Raw genomic sequence first — 19,996 nt, 5'->3', positions numbered from 1 at the left:
GGCATCAGGCCAAGACTTGCATGAGCCACGCGTTGATGCGTCGAATCACGTCGCTCCAGTCGCCTTCGCGGGTTTGCCGCACGGCGTTCGCATGCGCGATCCAGGGGCTCGCGGTACCCTCGACGCCCCAGCGCCAGTCGCCACAGACGTGGGTCGGTACGCAAGTCCGCATCCCCATCATGGCCGCGAGGTTGGCGACGCCCGAATCGACCGCGACCACGGCATCCAGTTGGGCCATGCATGCAGCCGTGTCGCCGAAATCCCGAATCCCGGGCCGGTACTGACTAACATTGCCGGCCGGCGTGCCCGCCAGCGCCGCGGCAGCGGGGTGATGCAGATTCACGAAATGCATGCTTTCCGCAATGGCGGGGTGTGCCACGATCGCGTCGATCGCATCGAGCGGCAGGCTGCGGCGGCTGGCCCAGCACCTGACGATGGCGCCTTTTTCGGGCCAATGCCGTTGGACGCAATCCCAGAACAGTCCGATCAGCTTCTTGCCCGGATGTTGCTCGCGCACTTGCGCGGCCCATTCGGCAGCGATCCGCTGCTTGTGCGGCGGCGTCTTGATGTAGGGCGCGAACCATCGTTCCGGCAGGCGTGTCCGCCGGGCTTTCAGCATCGGCAAATGAAGCAGCGAGGCATGCAGGTCCGGCGCGAAACTGTCGACGCGTGCCTGCAGTTCATCGGGCAACGGCGCATGAAACTGCACCGGATTGGGCGCGGCGACGACCTCGCACCGCGGCAGTGACGCCTGCATGAGCGCGTGGCTCTGCGGATGGCAGGTGAGCATGACGTGCGCGCCTTCGTCCAGCCAGTCGGCCACGCAGGCCGAGAGGAGAAAGTTGTCGCCGAAGCCGTGTTCATGCGTGATCAGGACACGCCTGCCGCGCACATCCGATTCGCCGTCCCATGTCGGGAGGTCGACCGGGCGGTAATTGGCGGACAGTCGCGGAACGTCGTCACGCATTCGCCAATAGGCGAAGCCGCGCGGATCGCCCGCCTTGAGCATCGCTTCTCCCATCGCGAATCCGATCGATGCGCTCATCTCGGCAGGACCGGTTGCCGCCATCCGGAAGGCTTCGTCGAGCAACGCGATGGCCTGCGCGAGATCGCCGGCCATCATCAGGCTCATGCCCAGTCGCAAGCGGTGGAGTTCGGGCCGGCTGTGCCGCGACGGATCGCGTTTCCAGGCTTCGGCGGCTTCGACGTAGCGGCCCAGCAGGTAGAGCGCATCGGCACGCCGTGTCATGGAGACGGCGTCGTGCGGGTCGAGCGCCAGCGCCAGATCGGCCCAGGGGAGCATTTCCTCCTCTCGCCGGAGGGCCGTCAACAGTTCGCAGATCCGATGCAGGATCGCGGGATCACGTGAATCGCCGGCGTATTGCGTCTGCGCGGCATGCAGTTGCTGTTCGAGGTCGACCATGAGTGCGGTTCCGGCCGGCGCGGTCACCGTGCGGGGCGGGCGCAACGGGAACCGGCGCGAGCAGGGTGCCGGAGGTGGGCGTCACGATGCCGGCACCTCGCCGGGGCGTCGATGCCGGCCGTGTCGTCGCAGGGGCTACACACGGAATGCGCCGTCGAAGATGACGGTGTCGTCGAACAGGATCTTTCCGGACGAAAACACCAGATCCAGATGATGGCTGCCGCGTTCACCGCCGCCGAGGCCAAGGTGCAACCCGGGATGGCGTTCTTCGAAACTTGCATTTCGTCCATGCAGCCTGACGTTCAGGTTCGTCCCGATCCCGAACTCCTCGACGATCCTGTTTCCCGCGCATTTGTCGAGATACAACCTGAAATCGTCCTCGAGCTGTCGATTGGCCGATTCGACGCTGACCACATGGCTCCGCTCGATCCCGATCTTCAATATCGGGTCGATGACACCGTACTTGATGGCAAAGGGCACCGTGCTCAGGAAGGTGCCGCCGAACAAGACGCTTCCGGTCAGGTCGAGTACGCGGGTCGCCACTTCGCCGGGCATCAGGTCGTAGTGGTTGCGGCCATCGAGGCTTTTCCATGTCTGATCCAGCGTTCCATGCAGCGAACCACCGAAGCCGTCGTGAAATTGCACGCGTCGAGCGCGTTGTGCCGCCGCAATGATGCGTTCGTTGCGGGCGGCAATGTCGTCGATGCTCTCGGAAAAAGCCTCCTTGAAGAATTCGCCGTATTCCCGCAGCAATACCGACTTCTTCCAGTGCTCGGCCATTTTCGGCTTGAGGGGCGGGATGAACGACGGCCCATGCGGGTTGATGTCGGAACGTATGGACGAGTCGTACATGAAGATGAACATGTCACACCGGTCGATTTCCTTTATGACCTGTTCGTGATTTTCCGTGTCAAGCTCGACGTAGGTGAACGAATATTCGAGTTTTTTCGGGCAGTGCCGGATAATCGATTGCGCGGTATTTCTCTGGCTTTGATCCGAGCCGACCAGGATGTTGGCGCCGGCTGAATGTTTCTGCACCATGGCTGGATGACCGCGGACACACGAAAAGAAATTTTCGACACTTTTTTCCATGATTATCTCCGGGGTATCCAGTTTCTGGATCAAAAAAATGGCGGGTCATTGCGATCCGCCATCGTTCGGGCTGCCTGCTTAGGCCCACAGAGCCGTTGCGAATGGAATGACTGCGCTGTCCTTCATCATCTCGACCCAGTCTTCATGCTGATCTTCCTGCATCCATTCGATCAGCGGGAGATCCTGCTTTTCCTGATTTTCGTTCATGATGATTTCCTTGTTTAGGAATTGAACTGCGAACATCGCAAATCGCCCCCGAAAATTCGAGGGCGGATTTAGCGATTGAGTGGGCGCATGGGGTTGCGCCGATTATATGGGGTGGGTGTGAATGATTGCTTTCTGTTAATCGTCAGACAACATTAGCATTCGAATTTGCGGAGGGACAATGTAACGTAAACCCTAGGGTTGTTTTGGTTTTGTGAATGCTGGTGGCGGTATTGTTTGAATGTCGAAAAAATGAAACGGGGTGCGTTTTGAAATGGGAATAAACGCACCGATTGATGTCGATTTCGACTACTTGATTACCGGGCACTCGTTTCATTCCCCCTTGGTCGCCGCGGGCACGTCGAACACGCGATCGAACGCCCACTGGAAGGCGAACGCGTAACAGAAGAAGAACGCAAACAGCCCGATGTCGACGACGAACGCGTCGAACCACGAGATGTCGAGCCACCACGACACGACGGGCACCAGGATGAAGATGAGCCCGCCTTCGAATCCGGTGGCGTGCAGGATCCGCCGCCCGAGCGTGCGTGCCGGCTGCCGGCGCGACGCTTCCCAGCGCTCGAACAGCGCGTTGAAGATCATGTTCCACAGCATCGCGATCGCCGACATCGTCGCCGACAGCGCGCCCGAATAGACGAGGCCCTGCTTGAAGAGCGCCGCGATCACGGGCGAGATGCAGGAAATCGCGATCGCTTCGTAGAGCACCGCCTGCGTGATCCTGCGCGATAGGCCTTGCACGTTGTTTCTCCGGTTCGACGTCATTCGCCGCGGCACCCTGCCGTGACGTCCCGCAAGGCTATGCGCGTTGCACGCCTGCTTCAATTCACCTAATCTCACCCCGATTCAATCGAATTCAACCCGGCCCGATCCGGCCCGCGAGGCCCCGTGTTCTCGAAACTTCCCCTGACCGCATTGCGTGTATTCGAAGCGTCGGCGCGGCTTGGCGCGTTCAAGGCTGCCGCGGACGAGCTGTCCGTGACGCCGGCCGCCGTGTCGCATCAGATCAAGTCGCTCGAAAGCCGGCTCGGCGTGCTGCTGTTCGAGCGCGGCGCGAGCGGCGTGCGGCTCACGGAGGAGGGCGAGCAACTGTTTCGCGCGAGTCACGATGCATTGCTGGCGCTGAGCCGCGGGCTCGATGCGGTGCGGCCGGAAGCGACCGGCGAGCGCACGCTCGTGCTGACCACCACGCCCGCATTCGCCGCGATGTGGCTGATTCCGCGTCTCGGGCGGTTTCGTCGCATCGATCCGCAACTGCACATCAAGGTCGAAACCGGCAACACGCTCGCCGATCTCGAACGCGACGCGCGGATCGATCTTGCGATTCGCGCAACGTCGCGCACGTTTCCGGCGCTGCACGAGATTGCGCTGATCGACGAGTATTTCGGCGCCTATGCGGCCGCCGGGTTCGACGCGCACCGCACGGACGAGCCGCTCGACCTGATCGAGACCGTGTGGGATACGCCGTTGCCGGTGTCGGTCGACTGGGCGTCGTGGTGCCGTGCGGCAGGCCGCGACACGTGGCTCGAACGCGCGGTGTTTCGCCATTACGACGACGAGCATTACGCGTTGCAGGCCGTGCTGCACGGGCAGGGCATCGCGTTGCTCAGCTCGGTGCTGGCTGCCGAGCATGTCGCACACGGGGCACTGACGCCGATCGAGCCGTCGGTGCGGCTCGACGGCGCGCGTTTCGTCGCGCTGTGCCGGCCCGGGCGTGAGCGCGAGCCGCAGGTCAGGTCGTTTCTCGACTGGCTCGAAGCGGAGATCGCGCAGACGCGGGTGGCGGTGGCGCGGATGGCTGGACTATGAAAGCCGGGCTCTATGTGTGGGTGGAACGAAGCGCCACGTTACATCCTGCGCATTGATCTTTGGAAACGGCATGTTATGAGCAAACGTCTGCTTGCCTACAGGAAACTCCAGGCATTCCCATGCGCCGGGCCACGGGCAGAGTGCGCCGGAACGCTGTTTCCAGCCGGGCTCGTCCAGCCTGGACTGGAGATCCGCTTTGGATTGCAACGACTGGAACCGACGCTCTTCTTCGTCGTAGGGGATATGGCTGCTGCGTACGCGGGATGTACGAAAAATCTCTCCAGTCTCACCATTTCGCCTGATGTAAACGAAAAAGCGCTTACCCTCCAGCAAGGTGTAGAAGATGTAGTTATCGATCGGAAATTTAGACTCGGCGCCCACATAGTCGTTGAATCTACTACTGATATATACGATTTGCGGCCTGGGATCGAAACCGGAACCCAAACCGATGTCCTCAACCGAGGGAGGGACTTTCGGAGGAAAGTCAGCGGGGAAAATTTCACCTTTGAGGGCCATGACGATGTTGATTTGGAGACTCTCAACCTGCTCATCGGTGAATGGGGGTGGGGATATTCGACGCATTAATATTTCGTTATAGTGTGTCTCCGCCGGATAGTAGATCTTGTCCTCTTTCTTGAGAGGAATGCGTTGATACATGCCGTTGGAAAACCAATGGGTGGCGTCAAATGGCGGATCGTCCTCAGATGTTCGCATCATGATTTTTTCGTTCATTTCGCTTCCTCTGCTTGCCGTCCAGTTCAAGGAAAAAGCAGCCAGTAATATCACCGGAATCAACACTGCTGTTCTTTTGTTCATGTGCGATCCTTTGGTCTGAAAATGCAAAGCCCCATGGGTAACCCTTCTGGCGTACTACCCGACCTGACCGGATTCACGGCACCCAACGGGTCTAGAGGCAAGTCAATATCCGAATCTTCTTCGTATATTCGGCGCGCCTCCATATGCTTTGCCAACTGAAATTCCCGTTCGGTGTATGGTCTAACGGGTGCCTTGGGCGGCGGTTCCCCCGGAATTTCATTCATCGGTCCTTTTCCCAGTGCCAATGTCCGTTTCCGGTAGGCGACCATCTGACGGTGGTAGGCTTCAACCTCGCGCCTGTATTCGTCAATCTTCGGCTGCGTCTTTTGTGCCGCGATGAGTTCCTCCCGGGTCCCATAGGTTTCGTCATAGTTGGACCTTCGAGGGAAAGCTCGCACTTCGACATCGCCCGCATCAGCCATGACCTGCGCGAGGCTCTCTTGATATTTGGGATCTTCCCCCGGATCGAGCTTTGTACCGATGTCGTGTCCAAGCCCCGTACGGCACGCGTACGAGAATATGGTTGCGTCATCATCGAACGCCAATGGCGCCAGCATGCGCGCCTGATTCAACCCGTAGCGGATCTGCCAAGACTCGCCGACGTCGTACCCGAATTCGATGTTGTGCACGAGGCCGTGCGAGAAGATATCAAGTTGCTTGATCAGCCGCTTCTTGCTCCGACGTGCAGCAATGAATGTGACGAGATCGGCAACATCGGTCAGTTCTCGATAGCTGGCGCAATAGTCAACCTCTACAATTTTCTTAAGCTTGTCCAGAAGCTTGCGAGGATAGTTCTTTGCGAAAATCAGAAAAACACGTTGTATCGCGTAGTCCGGCATCGCCTCCGGGTATTGGCGCAACTGCCGTATCCCTTGATTGATGAACATCATCCTGTTGCCCTTCCTGGCACGCACATAGAAAGCAGGGTTAGAACAACCAACCACCGTTACATAATCAAGATCGGCAATCGCCGCCACTTCTGTCGTCGGATTATTCGGGCCGGTCCGACTTTGCTTTTGTTGTTCCATGACGGACCTCAGTAGCTGATGTTCTGTTTGCGCAAGTGCACAGCCGCCTCTCTTCCCCAACGCAACGTCGCGACGTCAGGCTGGCCCGTATAGATGCGCGCCGTCAGCCCTCGCGAATCGGTACGCCCGACGAAGCGCTGACCTTCTGCTGTTTCCACGCAATACAGGACATTGGCCAACACCTCCCCGGTGCGCGCGTGCTTGACGAGAAACTGCTCGCTGAACCTGGTTTCGGGGTTGTTGATAGTCCGTGACAACAGGTCGAGCAGGTTGCCCTTGCCGCCGGTCTGCTGCTGTATCGGCCCCTTGAAGCGAATGGCAACGGCATCGAGCGTGATACCCGAACTGTCGATGACAATGCCGCCTCCCGGGCCTTGCAGAACCACACGCTCCGCCGCCTGCAACTGGTAGTGAAGGGTTCTCCGTTCGATGCGCTGTCCGGCTTCCAGGCGGTGGCTGCCGTGAACGAGATGCTCCGCATGGCCGCCGACATCGACGCGATGGTTGACCACAATGGTGTCGTGACGATTGTTGCCTGCGGTCTCCGTGTGATTCATGCCGGTATGAATCGTACGGTGCCGTACGATGGTGAGTTCTTCGTCCTGTCCCACTCGTTCACGACGGTCCCGACCTATCGCAAGTCTCTGGTCGTTCCCGATAGCTACGGTTTCGTCGTGTTCGACCTGCTCGCTGCGGTCATGTCCGACGAACGTGGTTTCGTCGTGATTGACATGAATGTTCTGATCGCGCTGCGCGTGGACGTAAATTTCCTCTTGGCCGGCTTCATCCTCGAAACGCAGTTCGTTGAAGCCTTCACCCTTGTGCGTCTGGCTTTTGATCGTCATCCGCGTCTTGTGCCTGGGTAATTCGTACGGCGGCAGTTGTAGGCGGTTGTAGGCCCTTGACAGGACGAGTGGCTGGTCAGCATCCCCGTCGAGGTAGCCGACGATCACCTCTTGCCCGATGCGCGGGATCGCCATATGTCCCCAGAGCGCACCGGCCCAATTCTGCGCAACCTGAATCCAGCAGGAGCTGTGCTCGTTGTATTTGCCCTCGCGATCCCACGGGAACTGCACTTTCACCCGACCGTACGCGTCGGTGTAGATCTCCTCGCCTTCCGGGCCCACTACTGTCGCGGGCTGCAAGCCGTCGATGCGCGGGCGCGGCAGCGGCTCGGCACGCCACTCGACATCGTCCGGCACCAGCATGGCGTCATAACGGTAATGCGTGCCCTGCTGCGCATCGGCACTCTCTTCCGCCTGGCTGGTGTATTGCTTGCCGTAATGGACGATGCTCACCGGACGCCAGCCGCGATTCATGTCTTCGCGCGGGTGACCGATGAGATCGAACGCGATGCCGGGTTGCAGGCGCGCATCGTCGCCGCTCACACTGGCCATTCGTGCATCGCGGCGGTGGCCGCGCAGGCGATCCTGCGTAAACGCCTTGCCACTGCCCTCGTGCTTGTAGCGGCCCGGATAGTCGTAGCGCGCGTAGCTGCGGCCCTGGTGATCGAGGTCTGTGCCCTCGCGCGGGTATTCGTGCGGATAGCGTGGACTCTTGAACGTGTAGTCGCGCTGCACTTGGCGCGAGGTACGCACGTTCTCCGTGTAGGCGAACGTGCGTAGGCAAGGCCGCGGCTGGTCACCACCGGGCGTGGGGTTATACAGCACCGGCTCGCCCTGCTGACGACCGAAGATAAACAGGCGATCGCAGTGGATCAACCGATGACCGTCGGCCTTGTGCTGGAAGGCGTAGAAAAAACCTTCCTCGCGCATAACGCGTTCGATGAAATCGTAGTCGGTGTCGCCGGCCTGCACGCAATACTCGCGCGCCAGGTGCTCGTTGGTGACACGCTGCTCGTAGTCCAGCGTTTGATGGTGTGCCTTGAGCACGGCCGTGGCGATCTCCGGCGCGCTCAGGGTCTGGAAGATGCGCCAATCAGACGAGAGCTTCAAGCGCGCCAGGCGAGGTTCGACCACGGCGGAATAGCGGGTGCGGCGAAATCCCGTCTCTCCTTGAACAAACGACGAAACGGCGCCGTGAACGTAGCGTACCGGCTGATTGCCTTGCCATATGGTAAGCAAGCCGCTGCGATCGAGAACCTTGCCGAAGTCCACCGATGGATTGGCGCTCGTCAGATCCAGTTCGAGCCGGAAAGTTTCGGATAACTTCTCTTCCAGGCGGAACGCGACGACTTCGAAATCCATTGTGTCTGGAATCGAGAAGGTAAAGCTAAATTGGCATGCTTGTGACATCGTGACGATTCTCCGGGCTACAAAACACGCTCCGATGCGCGACCTGTCACGCCCCGTTTCATGAAAGACGACATACGACGTGACACCGTGCTGTGAATGCCGATAGCGTGCGGTCGGCACGCCGAGGATTTTTCAGATCGATAGAATCGCTAGCGCGGTGCTTCATGTCCATGAGACATATTCGAAATGTTCCGTGAAAATCTTTGCGGCACCGTCCTGCCGAAAATGAGATTGCATCCGCGTATTCTTGTCAGGCAGTGAGCTTGAAAGCGAAAGGGGGATGACGCGCTGACGCGTGCTGTCGGGCTGGATTGATCATCGGTCGAGGGATCGTCGACCTGGACAGTTCAGTACGGGTTGACGAACATGTCGAACGTGACGCACTGACACCGATCGAGCCGTCGGTGCGGCTCGACGGCGCGCGTTTCGCCGCGCTGTGCCGGCCCGGGCGTGAGCGCGAGCCGCAGGTCAGGTCGTTTCTCGACTGGCTCGAAGCGGAGATCGCGCAGACGCGGGCGGCGGTGGCGCGGATGGGGGCGGGCGTCGAGCGCTAAAGCGGGGCGGCGCGGGCCGTGTGCGAACGGTGCGCCCGTACACCGTCACCCGAACCTGACGCAATACACCGGCGGCAAATGCGCGGACACCAACTGCCAGTGTTCCCCGCCGTCAACGGACGTCCACAACCCGCCGGTCGTCGACGCCATCGCGAGGCGCGTGCCCGAATCGTCCACCGCGAGCCCGTGCCGATACACGAGGTCGTACGCGGGTGCGGGCGGCAGCCCGTTCGTGAATGACTCGAAACTGCGCCCGCCGTCGCGCGTGCGTGTGACGACGAACCGGCCGTCCACCGGAATCCGGCACGCGTCCTTCACGGCCGGCACGAACCACGCGGTGTCCGGCTCGTGCGGATGCACGGCCACCGCGAAACCGAAGCTCGACGGCTGTGCCTCGATCCTCCGCCAGTGTTCGGCGCCGTCGGTCGAGCGGAAGATCGCGCAGTGATGCTGCGTCCACAGCACGTCCGGGTTGGCCGCGCACTGCACGACGCGGTGCGGGTCCTGCGCGTTGGGTTCGCCGCGTCGCTCGGGCGGCATGTAGTCGGCTTCCATGCCGTCGGCCGTCACACGCCACGTCGCGCCGCCGTCGGCGGTCTGCCAGACGCCGCCGCACGAGATGCCGATCGTCACGTGCCGGCTGTCTCGCGGATCGACCATCACCGAATGGATGCCCGGCGCATCGTATCCGCCGCCGCCCCATTCGGCGCGCTCCGGGCGATCCCACAATGCCCGGTTGAGCACCCAGGAACCGCCGCCGTCGTCGGAGCGGAACAGCCCGCCGGGAATCGTGCCCGCCCACAGCACGCCCGGCTCGTCGGTGCCGCCGGCTTCGAGCGACCAGATCTGCTGGAGCGTCCACGGCGGCTGCGGCGGGCCGGGCGGCGCGTCGCCCGTGTCGCCCGTGTCACTCGCGGCGCCCGTGCCCGACGGGGCGCTCGCGGGCGGATCGTCGGCAGGCTGCGGCGGATATACAGGCACCGCGCATTCTTCCCAGTCGGTGGCGCCGGCCCGCCTGCGATGCAGTTTCACGCCGAAATGCCCCAGGTTGAGCGCCGCATACAGCGTGCCGTCGCGCGGGTCGGCGAGCGCCATGCTGACCGGCTCGCCGGCGAAATGCGGCTCGCCGAGCGTCCAGCCGCCGTTGCCGCCGGGCTGCAGGACGAACAGGCCCTTGCGGGTGGCGACGAGCAGTCGATCGTTCATGTGCGATGTCTCCTGATGGCCCGACCTGGCGTTCCGGCACGCGGTCGGCGCTTGTGCATGCGTCCCTTTATCCGCCCGTCAGCGCCTGTACGACATAGACCCGGCTCGCGTTGCCGAGCACGTCGGACAGGCGCTGACGGTCGCGTATCGGCTGGCCGTCGATGAATACCGACAGGTGTTTGCGCAGCGCGCCCTGGTCGTCGAGGATGTAGCCGCGCAGTCGCGGCTGCTCGCCGAAAACGGTGTCGAATGCTTCGCCGAGCGTGCGGGCGTCGATTTCGCGCTCGGGCGTTTCGATATGCCGCTGGATCGAGGCGGCGAAGAAGAGGTGCGCCATGGCGGTGGCTGGCAGGAGCCGCGCGGAGGGGACGGTCTTTAGTTTAGGCGATCCGTCGGGGGCGCAAAGACGGCGTCTCGTAGTCGCCGTGCGCCGGCGTGCCGATCCGTTGCGGTCGACACGATCACGCGGATCGGCAACAATCCTGCCCGTGCCGCCGTGCCGCCGTGCCGCCGTGCCGCCGTGCCGCCGTGCCGCCGTGCCGCTCGACGGTCGCACGCTCTCCACTTGCCGATGAAGGAAATCCCCGCCATGCCGCGATCCGCGCTGTCGATCGTCAACCCGGCCGTCGACGATATCGTCGCGGGCCGCAAACGCGTGGAAATCCGCTCGTGGGCGCCGCCGGCCATCCCGTTGCGCGATCTCGTGCTGGTGCAGAACGCGATCTTCCTGCGACAGGACGGGCAGGAGGATCCCGACGGTATCGCGCTCGCGATGGTCGATGTCGTGGGGGTGCACGATTGGACGCCCGACGAAGCCCGCTCGCAAGGCAAGCAATGGTGTGCCGGATACGTGTGCTGGGAACTGGAGAACGTTCGGCAGATCGCGCCGCCTGTTCCGTGCGTCGCGAAGCGCGGCATCTATGCGTTGCCGGATGATTTCGGAAAGGTATCCTGATGATTTCGCCTGCATCAGGGGCGAGCCGAACGCCCTTTCGACACAAGAGAGGGCAGTCGAGACGAAGGATCACCCGGAGCGTGCCCGCCGCCCGCGCTAAACCGGAATCGATCGCCCGCGAATCCTGATCCCGATCCGCACGATGCCGATCACCGCATTCGACAGCCACGTGAGCAGGCGCGGCATCCCGCGTCGGCGGATATCGAGCAGGAGCACGATCCGCACGGCGTCGCTGTCGTTCCACACCTCGTGCATGAACGTATCGTCCCACAGCAGGAAACGGCCTTCGTCGAGCCGGAATTCGTGGCCGTCCACCTTCAGCACGGCGGCCGGCACGCCGTCCGCGCGCTTCGGCATCGACAGCACGAGATAGCCGCGCAGGATGCCGCGAAACGGCCCGCGATGCGGTGGAATGTGCTTGCCGGGTGCGAGGAACGACAGCGATGCGGACAGCACGTCCGGCGACGTCGCGACGATCGACGCGACGGTCGGGCAGCGCGACAGGTTGCGCGGGAACGGCTGGCCGTACGCCTGCATGATGAACATCCGCCAGTCGCGTGCATCGTTGGCCGAGATGTCGTACTGCTCGCGCATGATCTCGTGGAAGCGCGGGATGCGCGGCATGTCGCGCGCGACGGCGAGCGCTTCGGCCTGGATCGCGGGCCAGGCGCGCACGAAACGCTCGGCGTCCGGGAACGCGCCCGTGTCGAGCACCGCGCCGCCATCGATATGGCGGTCGTACAGCTTGCGAAGCAGGCCGGCTGCATAGTCGTAAGCGACGGACATGGTCGATCGGAACGCGATCCGTATGAGGTGACGTCAGTCTGCCCGAACCGCAACGGGCGCTGCGTTACGTCAGGTTACGCCCGCTGACGAATGAATGACAGCTTGATGAACACCCGGCGCTCGCGGATCGAAAGGCCGGGAATAAACGCAGCCCCTCCGTCGTCATACGGGTGTAGCACGTCGTCTCGTTGACTTCTGAAGGAGTGAAACATGAACACGCATTGGCTGGTGGCCGCCACGGTGGTGGCGATGTCCGTCGCGGGTGTCGCGACGCAAGCGTCGGCACAGGCGCTGACGCGCGCGCAGGTTACGCAACAACTGATCGACGCGGAAAACAACGGGTTGCGCTTCGTGACCGATACGTCGTATCCGGACGTGAGCCCGCTGTTCCGGCAACAGGCCGAACAGATGCCGCAGCGCCAGGCGAGCACGGCGGTCGGCAGCGATCCGACCGATTCATCCGAAGCCGGCAAGCCGGCGACGATGTCGCCCCGTCCGCGCGCTGCCGCATGCGTCGGCCCCGCGAGTTTCTGCACGATCTATTTCGGCAGCTGACGTACCCGCCTGCATCCGCAGGTCACGCATTTCCCAAGCTTGATCGAGATCCAACATTGAAGGAGTTCATGATGAAAACATATATCGCACTACTGATGATGATCGGCGCGATCGCCGGTCAGTCTGCCTTCGCGCAATCGGCCGCGCCGCTGACGCGCGCGCAGGTTCGCGACGAATTGATGCGCCTGGAAGCAGCCGGGTACGACCCGGCGAAAGGGGACGACGGCGAGTATCCGGCGGACATCCAGGCGGCGCAAGCGAAGCTTGCCGAACAGGACCGGGCCCGGATGGCGGCTGCCGCCGCGCATGCACCGGCGGCCGGTATGCCGGCGCAGAACAGCAACTAGGTGTCGATATGGTCTTGTGCGACTTCAGGCCGTCGTGTTCGCGGCACGGCCGTCCGGCAGCCGTTCGTGCCGCCCGACGCGGTGGAAGGACACCGGCCGCCGTGCCCGTCATCGTGCGCCGCTTCGCTCGGCGCCGCGATCATCTGGCCGGCGGCGCGCGATGGTCGGGCAGGCCGATCGCGCGATGAGCCGGGGCGACGACGGGTGCGGCGCTGGCGGCAGGCCGGTTCATGCGCGCGATGGCATGCCGTGCTGCCGATCGCGCGATTACCAGGGCATCATGCGCTGCAGGACCTGATCGCGCAGCACGAAGCGGTGCGCCAGCGCCGCTGCGACGTGCAGGCAAATGCCGGCGAACAGCGCCCAGGCGAGGACGCCGTGCACATCGCCCATCGCGTGGCCGAATCCGGAACCGGCCGCCGACAGCTCGGGCAGCGGCACGATCCCGAGCAGCGTCACGCCCCACGCGCGCGACGATGCGTTGATCCAGCCGAGCAACGGCACGGCGATCAGCAGCGCGTAGAGCGCGAAATGCGTGACGCCCGACAGCGCACGCATTGCGGGAGACAGGTCGTTCGCCGGCGGGCGATGCGTCGCGCGCCACAGCACGCGGCAGGCCATCGCGGCGAGCAGTGCGGTGCCCACGATCAGGTGCGCGGCGATCAGGCCGACGGGTTGCGTATCGCGATGCACGTCGGGCATCGTCCAGCCGATCGCATATTGGGCGACGATCAGCGCGACGATCAGCCAGTGAAGAAAACGCGCAACGGTGTCATAACGGGCGGGTGTGGACATGAAGGCTCCTGCGTACGACGGGGACGGTATTGGACGGGTGGATTCTACGACCGCATGCTTAACGAAACGTTAAGCACGCGGCATCTCATGCGGTGATCGGTCGTCGGGTGAGCCTGCCGGCCGCGCTTCGCCCGCGTCCGCCGACGGCAGTGCAACCGTGACGCCGAGGCCCTGGCCGCCGATGCCGGGCCCGAACTGCACGGTGCCGCCCAGGTATTGCGCGATGCGCGTGACGATCGACAACCCGAGCCCGCTGCCGGGCGACTGCGCGCCGCTGCCGCGATAGAAGCGGTCGCCGAGCCGCTCGTACTCGCCGGGGGCGACGCCGGGCCCGTCGTCGCGAACGACGATGCATTGCAGTGCGCCGTCGTCGCGCACGCCGAGCTCGATGCGGCCGCCCGGGCGGCCGTACTTCACGGCGTTGTCGACGAGGTTGTCGAGCAGGATGCCGATCAGGATCGGATCGGCGTCGATCGCGCGTCCGGAGACGGGGCCGGCCACGAGGTCGATGGCCTTGTCCGACGCCTTCGCGAGATGGCGGTCGAGGGCAGCGTCGACGAGTTCGCGAACGGCGAGCGCGCGTGTCGGAATGCGTTCGTATTCGTCGAGCCGCGCGAGCAGCAGCAACTGCTCGGCGAGACGCGCACTGCGGTCGACGCCTTGAACGACCCGCTGCATCGCCAGCCGCTGGAGTGCCGGATCGTCGGTCGCGATGGCCACCTGGGCCTGGACCTTGATCGCGGCAAGCGGTGTCTTGAGCTCGTGCGCGGCGTCGGACGTGAACGCGCGCTCGCGCACGATCGATTGCCGCAGCCGGGCCAGCAGGCGGTCGATCGCGTCGACCAGCGGACGCACTTCGTCCGGCACGGCCGCGATGCCGAGCGGTTCGAGCGATCGCGCGTCGCGCGCGCCGATCAGCGTCGACAGCGTCTTCAACGGCGCGAGACCGCGTCCGATCAGGTACCAGAGGAGCAGCGCCAGCACCGGGAGCGCGACGATCAACGGCAGGACGATGCCGCGCGCGGTGCCGGTCGCCAGGTCGCTGCGCGTGTTCGCGATTTCCATCACGCGGATCCAGCGCCCCGACGCGTCGTCGCGCAGCGTGTGCGTACGCCACGACGCGTCGCGGATGACGATCGTTTCAGGAATACCGCGCGAGTCGTGCGCGTCGGGCAGGCCGGCGGCGCCGGCCGGGAGGCTCGACGCGACGACCTGGCCCCGTGCGTCGCGCACCTCGAACAGCACGTCGCGCGGAAGGCGATCGCCGTCGGTTTCGGGGCCGGGTTTCGAGCCGCGGCGATCCAGTTCGACACGCGCGTCCGGCGGAACACGGGCGAGGCGGCCGAGGTCGGCAGGCGAGAGATTGACCAGCAGCGATGCATATTCGACGAGGCGGGCGTCTTCCCATTCGCCGATCTCGCGCGTCGCGTACCGGAAGCTGCCGAACACGGCGGCGAGCCATACGACCGTCACGCAGCCGAGCGCCATCGACGAAACGCGGCGCCGTATCGAGCGGGACGTCATGCGAGATCGACGACGTAGCCGACGCCTCGAACGGTGCGGATCAGTTCCGCGCCGAGCTTCTTGCGCAGGTTCGACACATGCACCTCGATCGCATTGCTTTCGATACCTTCCTGCCAGCCGTACAGGGTGTCCTCAAGGCGCGAGCGCGACTGCGGCGCGCCCGGGTGGCTGACCAGCTGAACCAGGATGGCCCACTCGCGCGACGTGAGCGCGATGCGCGACGCATCGCGTGTCACCGTGTGGGCGGTCAGGTCGATCGTGATGTCGCGCCACACGATCTCGTCGCCGGCGCGGCCCTGCGAGCGGCGCACGAGTGCGCGGCAGCGGGCGAGCACTTCGGTCAGTTCGAACGGTTTCGCGAGATAGTCGTCGGCGCCGTCGTCGAGGCCGCGGACGCGGTCGGCCACGGTGCCGCGCGCGGTCAGGACCAGCACGGGGACGGTGTCGCCCGCATCGCGCAACGCGCGCAGCAGCTCGGTGCCCGATTTCCCGGGCAGGCCGAGATCGAGCACGACGAGCGCGAAGCGCGTGGTCGCGAGGGCGGCTGCCGCTGCGTGACCGTCGCGCAACCAGTCGACGTGATAGCCGGCCTGGGTCAGGCTGATCTCGAGACCGCTGCCGATCAGGTCGTCGTCTTCAACAAGGAGGAGTCGCATGGTCGATTCGGGGGCAGGATGCCTGCGATTGTACGAGCGCGACGCGCCTGCCGCGCAACGGAATGTAATTGTGCTGGATCAAACTTCTCCCGATTCTGAAGAACGCTTAAGGTTCGGCGGCGGCAATCCCGCTACCATCGGCCACACCGTTTCCAGGGGGATTTTCCGCTGCCCCTGATCCCGAACCGGGTCACGCCTGTCAGGCTTGCCCGTCAATCCGCGACCTTGCCGATCGACGTCCGATCGACGCGAGTCGCCCGTACGGGAGATTCATTCCTCATGGCCCCCTCAACGATCGAGCGATGGCGCGCCTACCTGCTGATCGCCGCGCTGGCCGGCATGTTCGTCCAGTGCTTCGTGCTGGTTTCATGGCTGGCGCTGCGCGTACCCGAGGCATTTTTCACGACGATGACGTTTCGCATGTGGACCGTCGTCGCGATCGTCACCGCGATCCTTTCGGTCCGCAAGCTTGCCCGCGCGGCGTTCAGAGCGGCGCTGGATTGCGGATTCGTACACGTGACCGGAATCGATCGTCACACGGTAGCCGTGTCATCCGATTGCGCGTACCGTCGGTTGGTCATCCTTCATATCCGGCTCAACGGAAATCGGTTCCGCTACGCACACGGGTGAGCCCGCCTTCGCGCGTGCCCGCCCCGACGCACCACGGTCCCGCCGGGCCACCACTGGGGAATCGCATGGTGTTGCTGCATGTGCTGCACGCGCTGGCCGGCGCGATGTCGATCGTCTGCGGGCTGGGCGTATTGCTGGGTATTGCGTATACGGTCGCGGCCAGCGTGCTGGTCGGGCGGTTCTTTTCCAGGCCGGCGGCGCAGCCGCGCGAGTATCCGGGCGTCACCGTCGCGAAGCCGCTGCACGGCGACGAGTGGCAGCTCGTACAGCATCTCGAAAGCTTCTTCGTGCAGAATTATCCGGGCCCCGTCCAGCACCTGTTCGGCGTGCACGATGCAGGCGACGCGGCACTCGCGGCCGTCGAGACGCTGCGTGCACGCTACCCTGACGCGAACATCAAGGTCGTCGCCGATGCGCGGCTGTACGGGCCGAACCGCAAGATCGGCAATCTCGTGAACATGCTCGAACACGCGGAGTATGCGGTGCTGTGCCTCGCCGACAGCGACGTGCTGGTCGAGCGCGATTATCTGCGCGCGGTCGTCGGCGCGCTGCAGCAGCCGGATGTCGGCATCGTGACGAGCGTGTACCGCGGTGTCGCATCGCCGGGTTTCTGGCCCAGGATCGCCGTCGCGATGACGAACTACCATTTCCTGCCGGGCGTGATCACCGGGCTCTGCATCGGGCGTGCGCGGCCCTGCTTTGGCCAGACGATTGCGATCACGCGCGCGACGCTCGAACGTATCGGCGGCCTCGCGCGATTCGCGCATCACCTGGCCGAGGATCACGCGCTGGGCGAAGCGGTGCGGCAGGCGGGCGCGCAGGTCGTCATTCCGCCGTTCGTCGTCGGGCATGCGTGCGTCGAGGAGACGTTCTCAAGGCTGTACGCCCACGAGTTGCGCTGGAGCTGCACGATTCGCGCGGCGGACCGCCTCGGTCATGCGGGCTCGGTGCTGATGCACCCGGTGCCGCTCGCGCTGCTGGCGCTGCTGTTCTCGGGCGGCACGGCCGCCGCGTGCGCGCTGGCGGTCGCGGCGCTCGCCGCGCGGGTGCTGCTGATGCTGAAAACCAGCCGTGCAACCGGCGCGGGGCTGCGCGGCGCAATCTGGCTGCCGTTCGTCGATCTCCTGCAGTTCTTCGTGTTCGTGTCGAGCTTCTTCTCGTCGCATGTCGTGTGGCGCGGCACGCGCTTTCGCGTGAACCGGGAAGGGCGATTGTCGGCGGCGAGCGAATCATGACGACGCAGACGAACCCCGGCGGCGACGCAGCCCGGAACGCCACGCGCAGCGACGCGCGGCTTCGGCGCGCGGGGCAGGCAGCGGCGCTGGGCGGGCTGGCGCTCGCCGTGTGGCTGATCTGGCGCGAGCATCCGCTGGACATCCTGCATCGCCTGCAGATTGCCGGCGCCGGGCTGCTGCTCGCGGCGCTGGTTCACCTTCTGCCGATGCTCGCGAATGCGTGGGACTGGCGGATGCTGATCCGCGGCCCGAGCCGGCCGTCGTTCGCGACGATGCTGAAACTCGTGTGGATTCGCGAATCGATCAACGGGCTGCTGCCGGTCGCGCGCATCGGCGGCGAGATCGTGTCGTTCGGCCTGCTGCGGCAAGCGGGCGTGCGGCCGGCGACGATCGTGGCCAGCCTCGTCGCCGACATGCAGCTGACGCTGATCAGCCAGCTGGTGTTCGCGCTGGTCGCGATCGGCTACGTGCTCGGGCACGTCTCGTCCGATGCCGCCCGGGTGGCCGGTAACCTCGCGATCGGCATGGCCGCCCTGGTGCCGGTGCTGCTGCTGTTCGCGCTGGTGCAGCACGCGCGGCCGTTCGAGCGCGCGATGCGCGTGCTCAACCGCGTCACGAGCGGGAAGGTGGTGGCGCTCGTCGGTGAATCGGCGCGTACCGATCAGTCGATCCGGATGATCTGGAGAAAGACCGGCGTCGTCGTGCGCTACCTCGCGATCTGGCAGCCCCTGCAGTTCGTGGGCTACGCGCTGGAAATCTGGCTCGCGCTGGTCTTTCTCGGCGCGGAGCCGACCTTCGCGCAGGCGCTCGCGATCGAGGCGCTGATCCAGCTCGTGAGCAGTATCGCGTTCCTGATGCCGGGCGGCCTCGGCGTGCAGGAGGGCGGCTTCGTGCTGATCGGCGGGCTCCTCGGGTTCGATCCGCCGACGTGTCTCGCCCTGGCCGGCGCCCGCCGCGTGCGCGACCTGCTGTTCTATCTGCCGGGCCTGCTCGCGTGGCAGTGGGCGGCCGGTACGGCGAACCGGCCGGGCGGAACGAAACGCGCGTCGTTGCCCATCGGGGAATCCGCCCGGCCGCATTGATGCGGCCACGCAGGCCGTGCCCGCGCGGCCGGCGGCGCGGGAATCAGCGCCGTTCGTCGGCGAGATGGCTGCGGATCACGTCCGCGAACGACGTGTCGCCCGTCAATCCGAGGGCTTCCGCGCGCGACGTGTCCCAGCGGCCCGGCCAGCTGCCGACGATCTTCTCGACGCGCTCGTCGGGCACATGGCGGATCAGCTTCACGGCTTCGTCGCCCGCGACTTCGCGCAGCGCCGCGATCATTTCGTCGACCGATACCGACAGGCCGGGCAAATTGATCACGCGTTTGTTGCCGAGCTTCGCGCTGTCGATTTCGCAGCCCGCGACGAGCGCTTCGATCGCGCCGCGCGGCGACAGCAGCCACAGCCGCGTCGAACCCGGCACCGGGCACACGCTTTCCTCGCCGTTCAGCGGCTCGCGGATGATGCCGCTCGCGAACGACGATGCGGCCGCATTCGGGCGGCCCGGCCGCACGCTGATCGTCGGCAGCCGCAGCACGCGGCCGTCGACGAAGCCGCGCCGCGCGTAGTCGCACAGCAGCAGCTCGGCGATCGCCTTCTCGGCGCCGTACGACGATTGCGGGTTCAGCGCGGTGTCGTCCTGCACGACGTCGGGGAGCGTGCCGCCATACACCGCGACCGAGCTCGTGAACACGACGCGCGGCCGGTGGCCACGGGCGCGACACACTTCGAGCAGCGCGCGCGACGCGTCGAGATTGATCCGCATGCCAAGATCGAAATCGGCCTCGGCCTGCCCGCTGACGATTGCCGCGAGGTGGAAGATCGCGCCGGTTTGCGTGTCGATCGCGCGTTCGAGCACCGCGCGATCGGCGATGTCGCCGACGATCGACGTCACGCGCGCATCGCCGAAATCGCTGCCTTCGACGACGTCGAGCAGCACCAGCTCGTCGATCTTCTCGCTGCGGCCGTCGGGGCCGCTCAGTTCGCCGCGCTCGAGCAGCTTGCGCGCCAGGCGCTGGCCGAGAAAGCCGGCGCCGCCGGTGATCAGTACTTTCATGTTCGTTACCT

21 protein-coding genes and 1 pseudogene are annotated in these 19,996 nt (G+C 64.6%); 8 read left to right on the top strand and 14 right to left on the bottom strand.

Annotation, left to right across the window (positions count from 1 at the left end; translation table 11 throughout):
• Positions 1–4: 4 nt before the first annotated feature.
• From APZ15_RS22505 to APZ15_RS22490, 4 genes are all read right to left on the bottom strand, one after another.
• Positions 5–1,423: a tetratricopeptide repeat protein gene (locus tag APZ15_RS22505; protein WP_027790603.1), complete on the bottom strand. Its 1,419-nt coding sequence runs from the start codon at positions 1,421–1,423 to the stop codon at positions 5–7.
• A 135-nt stretch (positions 1,424–1,558) separates the two neighbouring features.
• Positions 1,559–2,515 carry a hypothetical protein gene (locus APZ15_RS22500; RefSeq protein ID WP_027790604.1) on the bottom strand — a complete coding sequence of 319 codons (957 nt, stop codon included), beginning with the start codon at positions 2,513–2,515 and terminating at the stop codon, positions 1,559–1,561.
• A 78-nt stretch (positions 2,516–2,593) separates the two neighbouring features.
• Entirely contained in the window at positions 2,594–2,722 is a 129-nt protein-coding gene (locus APZ15_RS42535) for a hypothetical protein (RefSeq protein WP_021163990.1), read from the bottom strand.
• 330 nt (positions 2,723–3,052) lie between these two features.
• Positions 3,053–3,478, bottom strand: a complete 426-nt coding sequence (locus tag APZ15_RS22490) for a PACE efflux transporter (RefSeq protein ID WP_027790606.1) — start codon at positions 3,476–3,478, stop codon at positions 3,053–3,055.
• A gap of 147 nt (positions 3,479–3,625) precedes the next feature.
• Between APZ15_RS22490 and APZ15_RS22485 the strand changes: the two genes are divergently transcribed.
• Positions 3,626–4,546, top strand: coding sequence for a LysR substrate-binding domain-containing protein (locus tag APZ15_RS22485; RefSeq protein ID WP_027790607.1), 921 nt, complete (start codon positions 3,626–3,628; stop codon positions 4,544–4,546).
• Here the strand turns inward: APZ15_RS22485 and APZ15_RS22480 are convergent.
• Genes APZ15_RS22480 through APZ15_RS22470 form a run of 3 tightly spaced genes read right to left on the bottom strand, consistent with a single transcriptional unit; the run spans position 4,541 to position 8,597 of the window.
• A complete protein-coding gene (locus APZ15_RS22480; protein WP_138143394.1) occupies positions 4,541–5,362 on the bottom strand; it encodes a hypothetical protein in 822 nt (273 codons plus the stop codon). The genes APZ15_RS22485 and APZ15_RS22480 overlap by 6 nt on opposite strands.
• A complete protein-coding gene (locus APZ15_RS22475; protein ID WP_138143393.1) occupies positions 5,359–6,390 on the bottom strand; it encodes a hypothetical protein in 1,032 nt (343 codons plus the stop codon). The genes APZ15_RS22480 and APZ15_RS22475 overlap by 4 nt, the downstream gene beginning before the upstream one ends.
• 8 nt (positions 6,391–6,398) lie before the next feature.
• A complete protein-coding gene (locus APZ15_RS22470) occupies positions 6,399–8,597 on the bottom strand; it encodes a type VI secretion system Vgr family protein (protein WP_226153303.1) in 2,199 nt (732 codons plus the stop codon).
• Between the two features lie 368 nt (positions 8,598–8,965).
• On the opposite strand from APZ15_RS22470, the pseudogene APZ15_RS41090 reads away from it, so the two are divergent.
• Positions 8,966–9,199 (top strand): annotated as a pseudogene (locus tag APZ15_RS41090) (LysR family transcriptional regulator); the annotation flags it as partial.
• A 45-nt stretch (positions 9,200–9,244) separates the two neighbouring features.
• Here the strand turns inward: APZ15_RS41090 and APZ15_RS22465 are convergent.
• Both APZ15_RS22465 and APZ15_RS22460 read right to left on the bottom strand, forming a co-directional pair.
• Positions 9,245–10,405: a WD40/YVTN/BNR-like repeat-containing protein gene (locus tag APZ15_RS22465; RefSeq protein WP_027790611.1), complete on the bottom strand. Its 1,161-nt coding sequence runs from the start codon at positions 10,403–10,405 to the stop codon at positions 9,245–9,247.
• Between the two features lie 67 nt (positions 10,406–10,472).
• Complete coding sequence (locus APZ15_RS22460; RefSeq protein WP_027790612.1) at positions 10,473–10,742, bottom strand: ubiquitin family protein; 270 nt, start codon at positions 10,740–10,742, stop codon at positions 10,473–10,475.
• A 252-nt stretch (positions 10,743–10,994) separates the two neighbouring features.
• Between APZ15_RS22460 and APZ15_RS22455 the strand changes: the two genes are divergently transcribed.
• Complete coding sequence (locus APZ15_RS22455) at positions 10,995–11,360, top strand: ASCH domain-containing protein (RefSeq protein ID WP_027790613.1); 366 nt, start codon at positions 10,995–10,997, stop codon at positions 11,358–11,360.
• A 96-nt stretch (positions 11,361–11,456) separates the two neighbouring features.
• Here the strand turns inward: APZ15_RS22455 and APZ15_RS22450 are convergent, their stop codons facing one another.
• Positions 11,457–12,146, bottom strand: coding sequence for an aspartyl/asparaginyl beta-hydroxylase domain-containing protein (locus tag APZ15_RS22450; RefSeq protein WP_027790614.1), 690 nt, complete (start codon positions 12,144–12,146; stop codon positions 11,457–11,459).
• 210 nt (positions 12,147–12,356) lie between these two features.
• On the opposite strand from APZ15_RS22450, the gene APZ15_RS22445 reads away from it, so the two are divergent.
• Positions 12,357–12,701 (top strand): DUF4148 domain-containing protein, encoded by a 345-nt coding sequence (locus APZ15_RS22445; RefSeq protein ID WP_027790615.1) that lies wholly within the window; start codon positions 12,357–12,359, stop codon positions 12,699–12,701.
• A gap of 71 nt (positions 12,702–12,772) precedes the next feature.
• The gene (locus APZ15_RS22440) at positions 12,773–13,048 is read left to right on the top strand and encodes a DUF4148 domain-containing protein (RefSeq protein ID WP_027790616.1); all 276 of its coding nucleotides are present in this window, start codon (positions 12,773–12,775) and stop codon (positions 13,046–13,048) included.
• A gap of 267 nt (positions 13,049–13,315) precedes the next feature.
• Here APZ15_RS22440 and APZ15_RS22435 read toward each other — a convergent pair whose 3' ends face one another.
• From APZ15_RS22435 to APZ15_RS22425, 3 genes are all read right to left on the bottom strand, one after another.
• Positions 13,316–13,843: a cytochrome b gene (locus tag APZ15_RS22435; RefSeq protein ID WP_027790617.1), complete on the bottom strand. Its 528-nt coding sequence runs from the start codon at positions 13,841–13,843 to the stop codon at positions 13,316–13,318.
• A gap of 69 nt (positions 13,844–13,912) precedes the next feature.
• Positions 13,913–15,367, bottom strand: coding sequence for an ATP-binding protein (locus APZ15_RS22430; protein ID WP_027790618.1), 1,455 nt, complete (start codon positions 15,365–15,367; stop codon positions 13,913–13,915).
• Positions 15,364–16,023: a response regulator gene (locus APZ15_RS22425; RefSeq protein WP_021156343.1), complete on the bottom strand. Its 660-nt coding sequence runs from the start codon at positions 16,021–16,023 to the stop codon at positions 15,364–15,366. The genes APZ15_RS22430 and APZ15_RS22425 overlap by 4 nt, the downstream gene beginning before the upstream one ends.
• A 279-nt stretch (positions 16,024–16,302) precedes the next feature.
• Here APZ15_RS22425 and APZ15_RS22420 point away from each other — a divergent pair, with 279 nt between their 5' ends.
• The 3 genes from APZ15_RS22420 to APZ15_RS22410 all read left to right on the top strand — a co-directional run bounded on the left by APZ15_RS22420 (position 16,303) and on the right by APZ15_RS22410 (position 18,970).
• The gene (locus tag APZ15_RS22420) at positions 16,303–16,653 is read left to right on the top strand and encodes a hypothetical protein (protein ID WP_021156342.1); all 351 of its coding nucleotides are present in this window, start codon (positions 16,303–16,305) and stop codon (positions 16,651–16,653) included.
• Positions 16,654–16,718: 65 nt separating this feature from the next.
• The gene (gene hpnI, locus APZ15_RS22415; protein WP_027790619.1) at positions 16,719–17,888 is read left to right on the top strand and encodes a bacteriohopanetetrol glucosamine biosynthesis glycosyltransferase HpnI; all 1,170 of its coding nucleotides are present in this window, start codon (positions 16,719–16,721) and stop codon (positions 17,886–17,888) included.
• Positions 17,885–18,970, top strand: a complete 1,086-nt coding sequence (locus tag APZ15_RS22410; RefSeq protein ID WP_027790620.1) for a lysylphosphatidylglycerol synthase domain-containing protein — start codon at positions 17,885–17,887, stop codon at positions 18,968–18,970. Before hpnI ends, APZ15_RS22410 begins: the two co-directional genes overlap by 4 nt.
• A gap of 43 nt (positions 18,971–19,013) precedes the next feature.
• Here the strand turns inward: APZ15_RS22410 and denD are convergent, their stop codons facing one another.
• On the bottom strand, positions 19,014–19,985 hold the full coding sequence (denD, locus tag APZ15_RS22405) for a D-erythronate dehydrogenase (protein ID WP_027790621.1): 972 nt from the start codon (positions 19,983–19,985) through the stop codon (positions 19,014–19,016).
• Positions 19,986–19,996 lie beyond the last annotated feature (11 nt).

The sequence above is a fragment of the Burkholderia cepacia ATCC 25416 genome (assembly GCF_001411495.1).
GTDB lineage: Bacteria > Pseudomonadota > Gammaproteobacteria > Burkholderiales > Burkholderiaceae > Burkholderia > Burkholderia cepacia.
The sequence above is the reverse complement of the archived record's forward strand: the minus strand, read 5'-3'. Positions and strand labels throughout refer to the sequence as shown.

Excerpts from the sequence above, each read along its gene's own strand:
- APZ15_RS22505 (WP_027790603.1), bottom strand. The coding sequence starts at position 1,423 with ATGGTCGACCTCGAACAGCAACTGCATGCCGCGCAGACGCAATACGCC.
- APZ15_RS22500 (WP_027790604.1), bottom strand. The coding sequence starts at position 2,515 with ATGGAAAAAAGTGTCGAAAATTTCTTTTCGTGTGTCCGCGGTCATCCA.
- APZ15_RS42535 (WP_021163990.1), bottom strand. The coding sequence starts at position 2,722 with ATGAACGAAAATCAGGAAAAGCAGGATCTCCCGCTGATCGAATGGATG.
- APZ15_RS22480 (WP_138143394.1), bottom strand. The coding sequence starts at position 5,362 with ATGAACAAAAGAACAGCAGTGTTGATTCCGGTGATATTACTGGCTGCT.
- APZ15_RS22475 (WP_138143393.1), bottom strand. The coding sequence starts at position 6,390 with ATGGAACAACAAAAGCAAAGTCGGACCGGCCCGAATAATCCGACGACA.
- APZ15_RS22470 (WP_226153303.1), bottom strand. The coding sequence starts at position 8,597 with ATGGATTTCGAAGTCGTCGCGTTCCGCCTGGAAGAGAAGTTATCCGAA.
- APZ15_RS22465 (WP_027790611.1), bottom strand. The coding sequence starts at position 10,405 with ATGAACGATCGACTGCTCGTCGCCACCCGCAAGGGCCTGTTCGTCCTG.
- APZ15_RS22460 (WP_027790612.1), bottom strand. The coding sequence starts at position 10,742 with ATGGCGCACCTCTTCTTCGCCGCCTCGATCCAGCGGCATATCGAAACG.
- APZ15_RS22455 (WP_027790613.1), top strand. The coding sequence starts at position 10,995 with ATGCCGCGATCCGCGCTGTCGATCGTCAACCCGGCCGTCGACGATATC.
- APZ15_RS22450 (WP_027790614.1), bottom strand. The coding sequence starts at position 12,146 with ATGTCCGTCGCTTACGACTATGCAGCCGGCCTGCTTCGCAAGCTGTAC.
- APZ15_RS22445 (WP_027790615.1), top strand. The coding sequence starts at position 12,357 with ATGAACACGCATTGGCTGGTGGCCGCCACGGTGGTGGCGATGTCCGTC.
- APZ15_RS22440 (WP_027790616.1), top strand. The coding sequence starts at position 12,773 with ATGAAAACATATATCGCACTACTGATGATGATCGGCGCGATCGCCGGT.
- APZ15_RS22435 (WP_027790617.1), bottom strand. The coding sequence starts at position 13,843 with ATGTCCACACCCGCCCGTTATGACACCGTTGCGCGTTTTCTTCACTGG.
- APZ15_RS22430 (WP_027790618.1), bottom strand. The coding sequence starts at position 15,367 with ATGACGTCCCGCTCGATACGGCGCCGCGTTTCGTCGATGGCGCTCGGC.
- APZ15_RS22425 (WP_021156343.1), bottom strand. The coding sequence starts at position 16,023 with ATGCGACTCCTCCTTGTTGAAGACGACGACCTGATCGGCAGCGGTCTC.
- APZ15_RS22420 (WP_021156342.1), top strand. The coding sequence starts at position 16,303 with ATGGCCCCCTCAACGATCGAGCGATGGCGCGCCTACCTGCTGATCGCC.
- hpnI (WP_027790619.1), top strand. The coding sequence starts at position 16,719 with ATGGTGTTGCTGCATGTGCTGCACGCGCTGGCCGGCGCGATGTCGATC.
- APZ15_RS22410 (WP_027790620.1), top strand. The coding sequence starts at position 17,885 with ATGACGACGCAGACGAACCCCGGCGGCGACGCAGCCCGGAACGCCACG.
- denD (WP_027790621.1), bottom strand. The coding sequence starts at position 19,985 with ATGAAAGTACTGATCACCGGCGGCGCCGGCTTTCTCGGCCAGCGCCTG.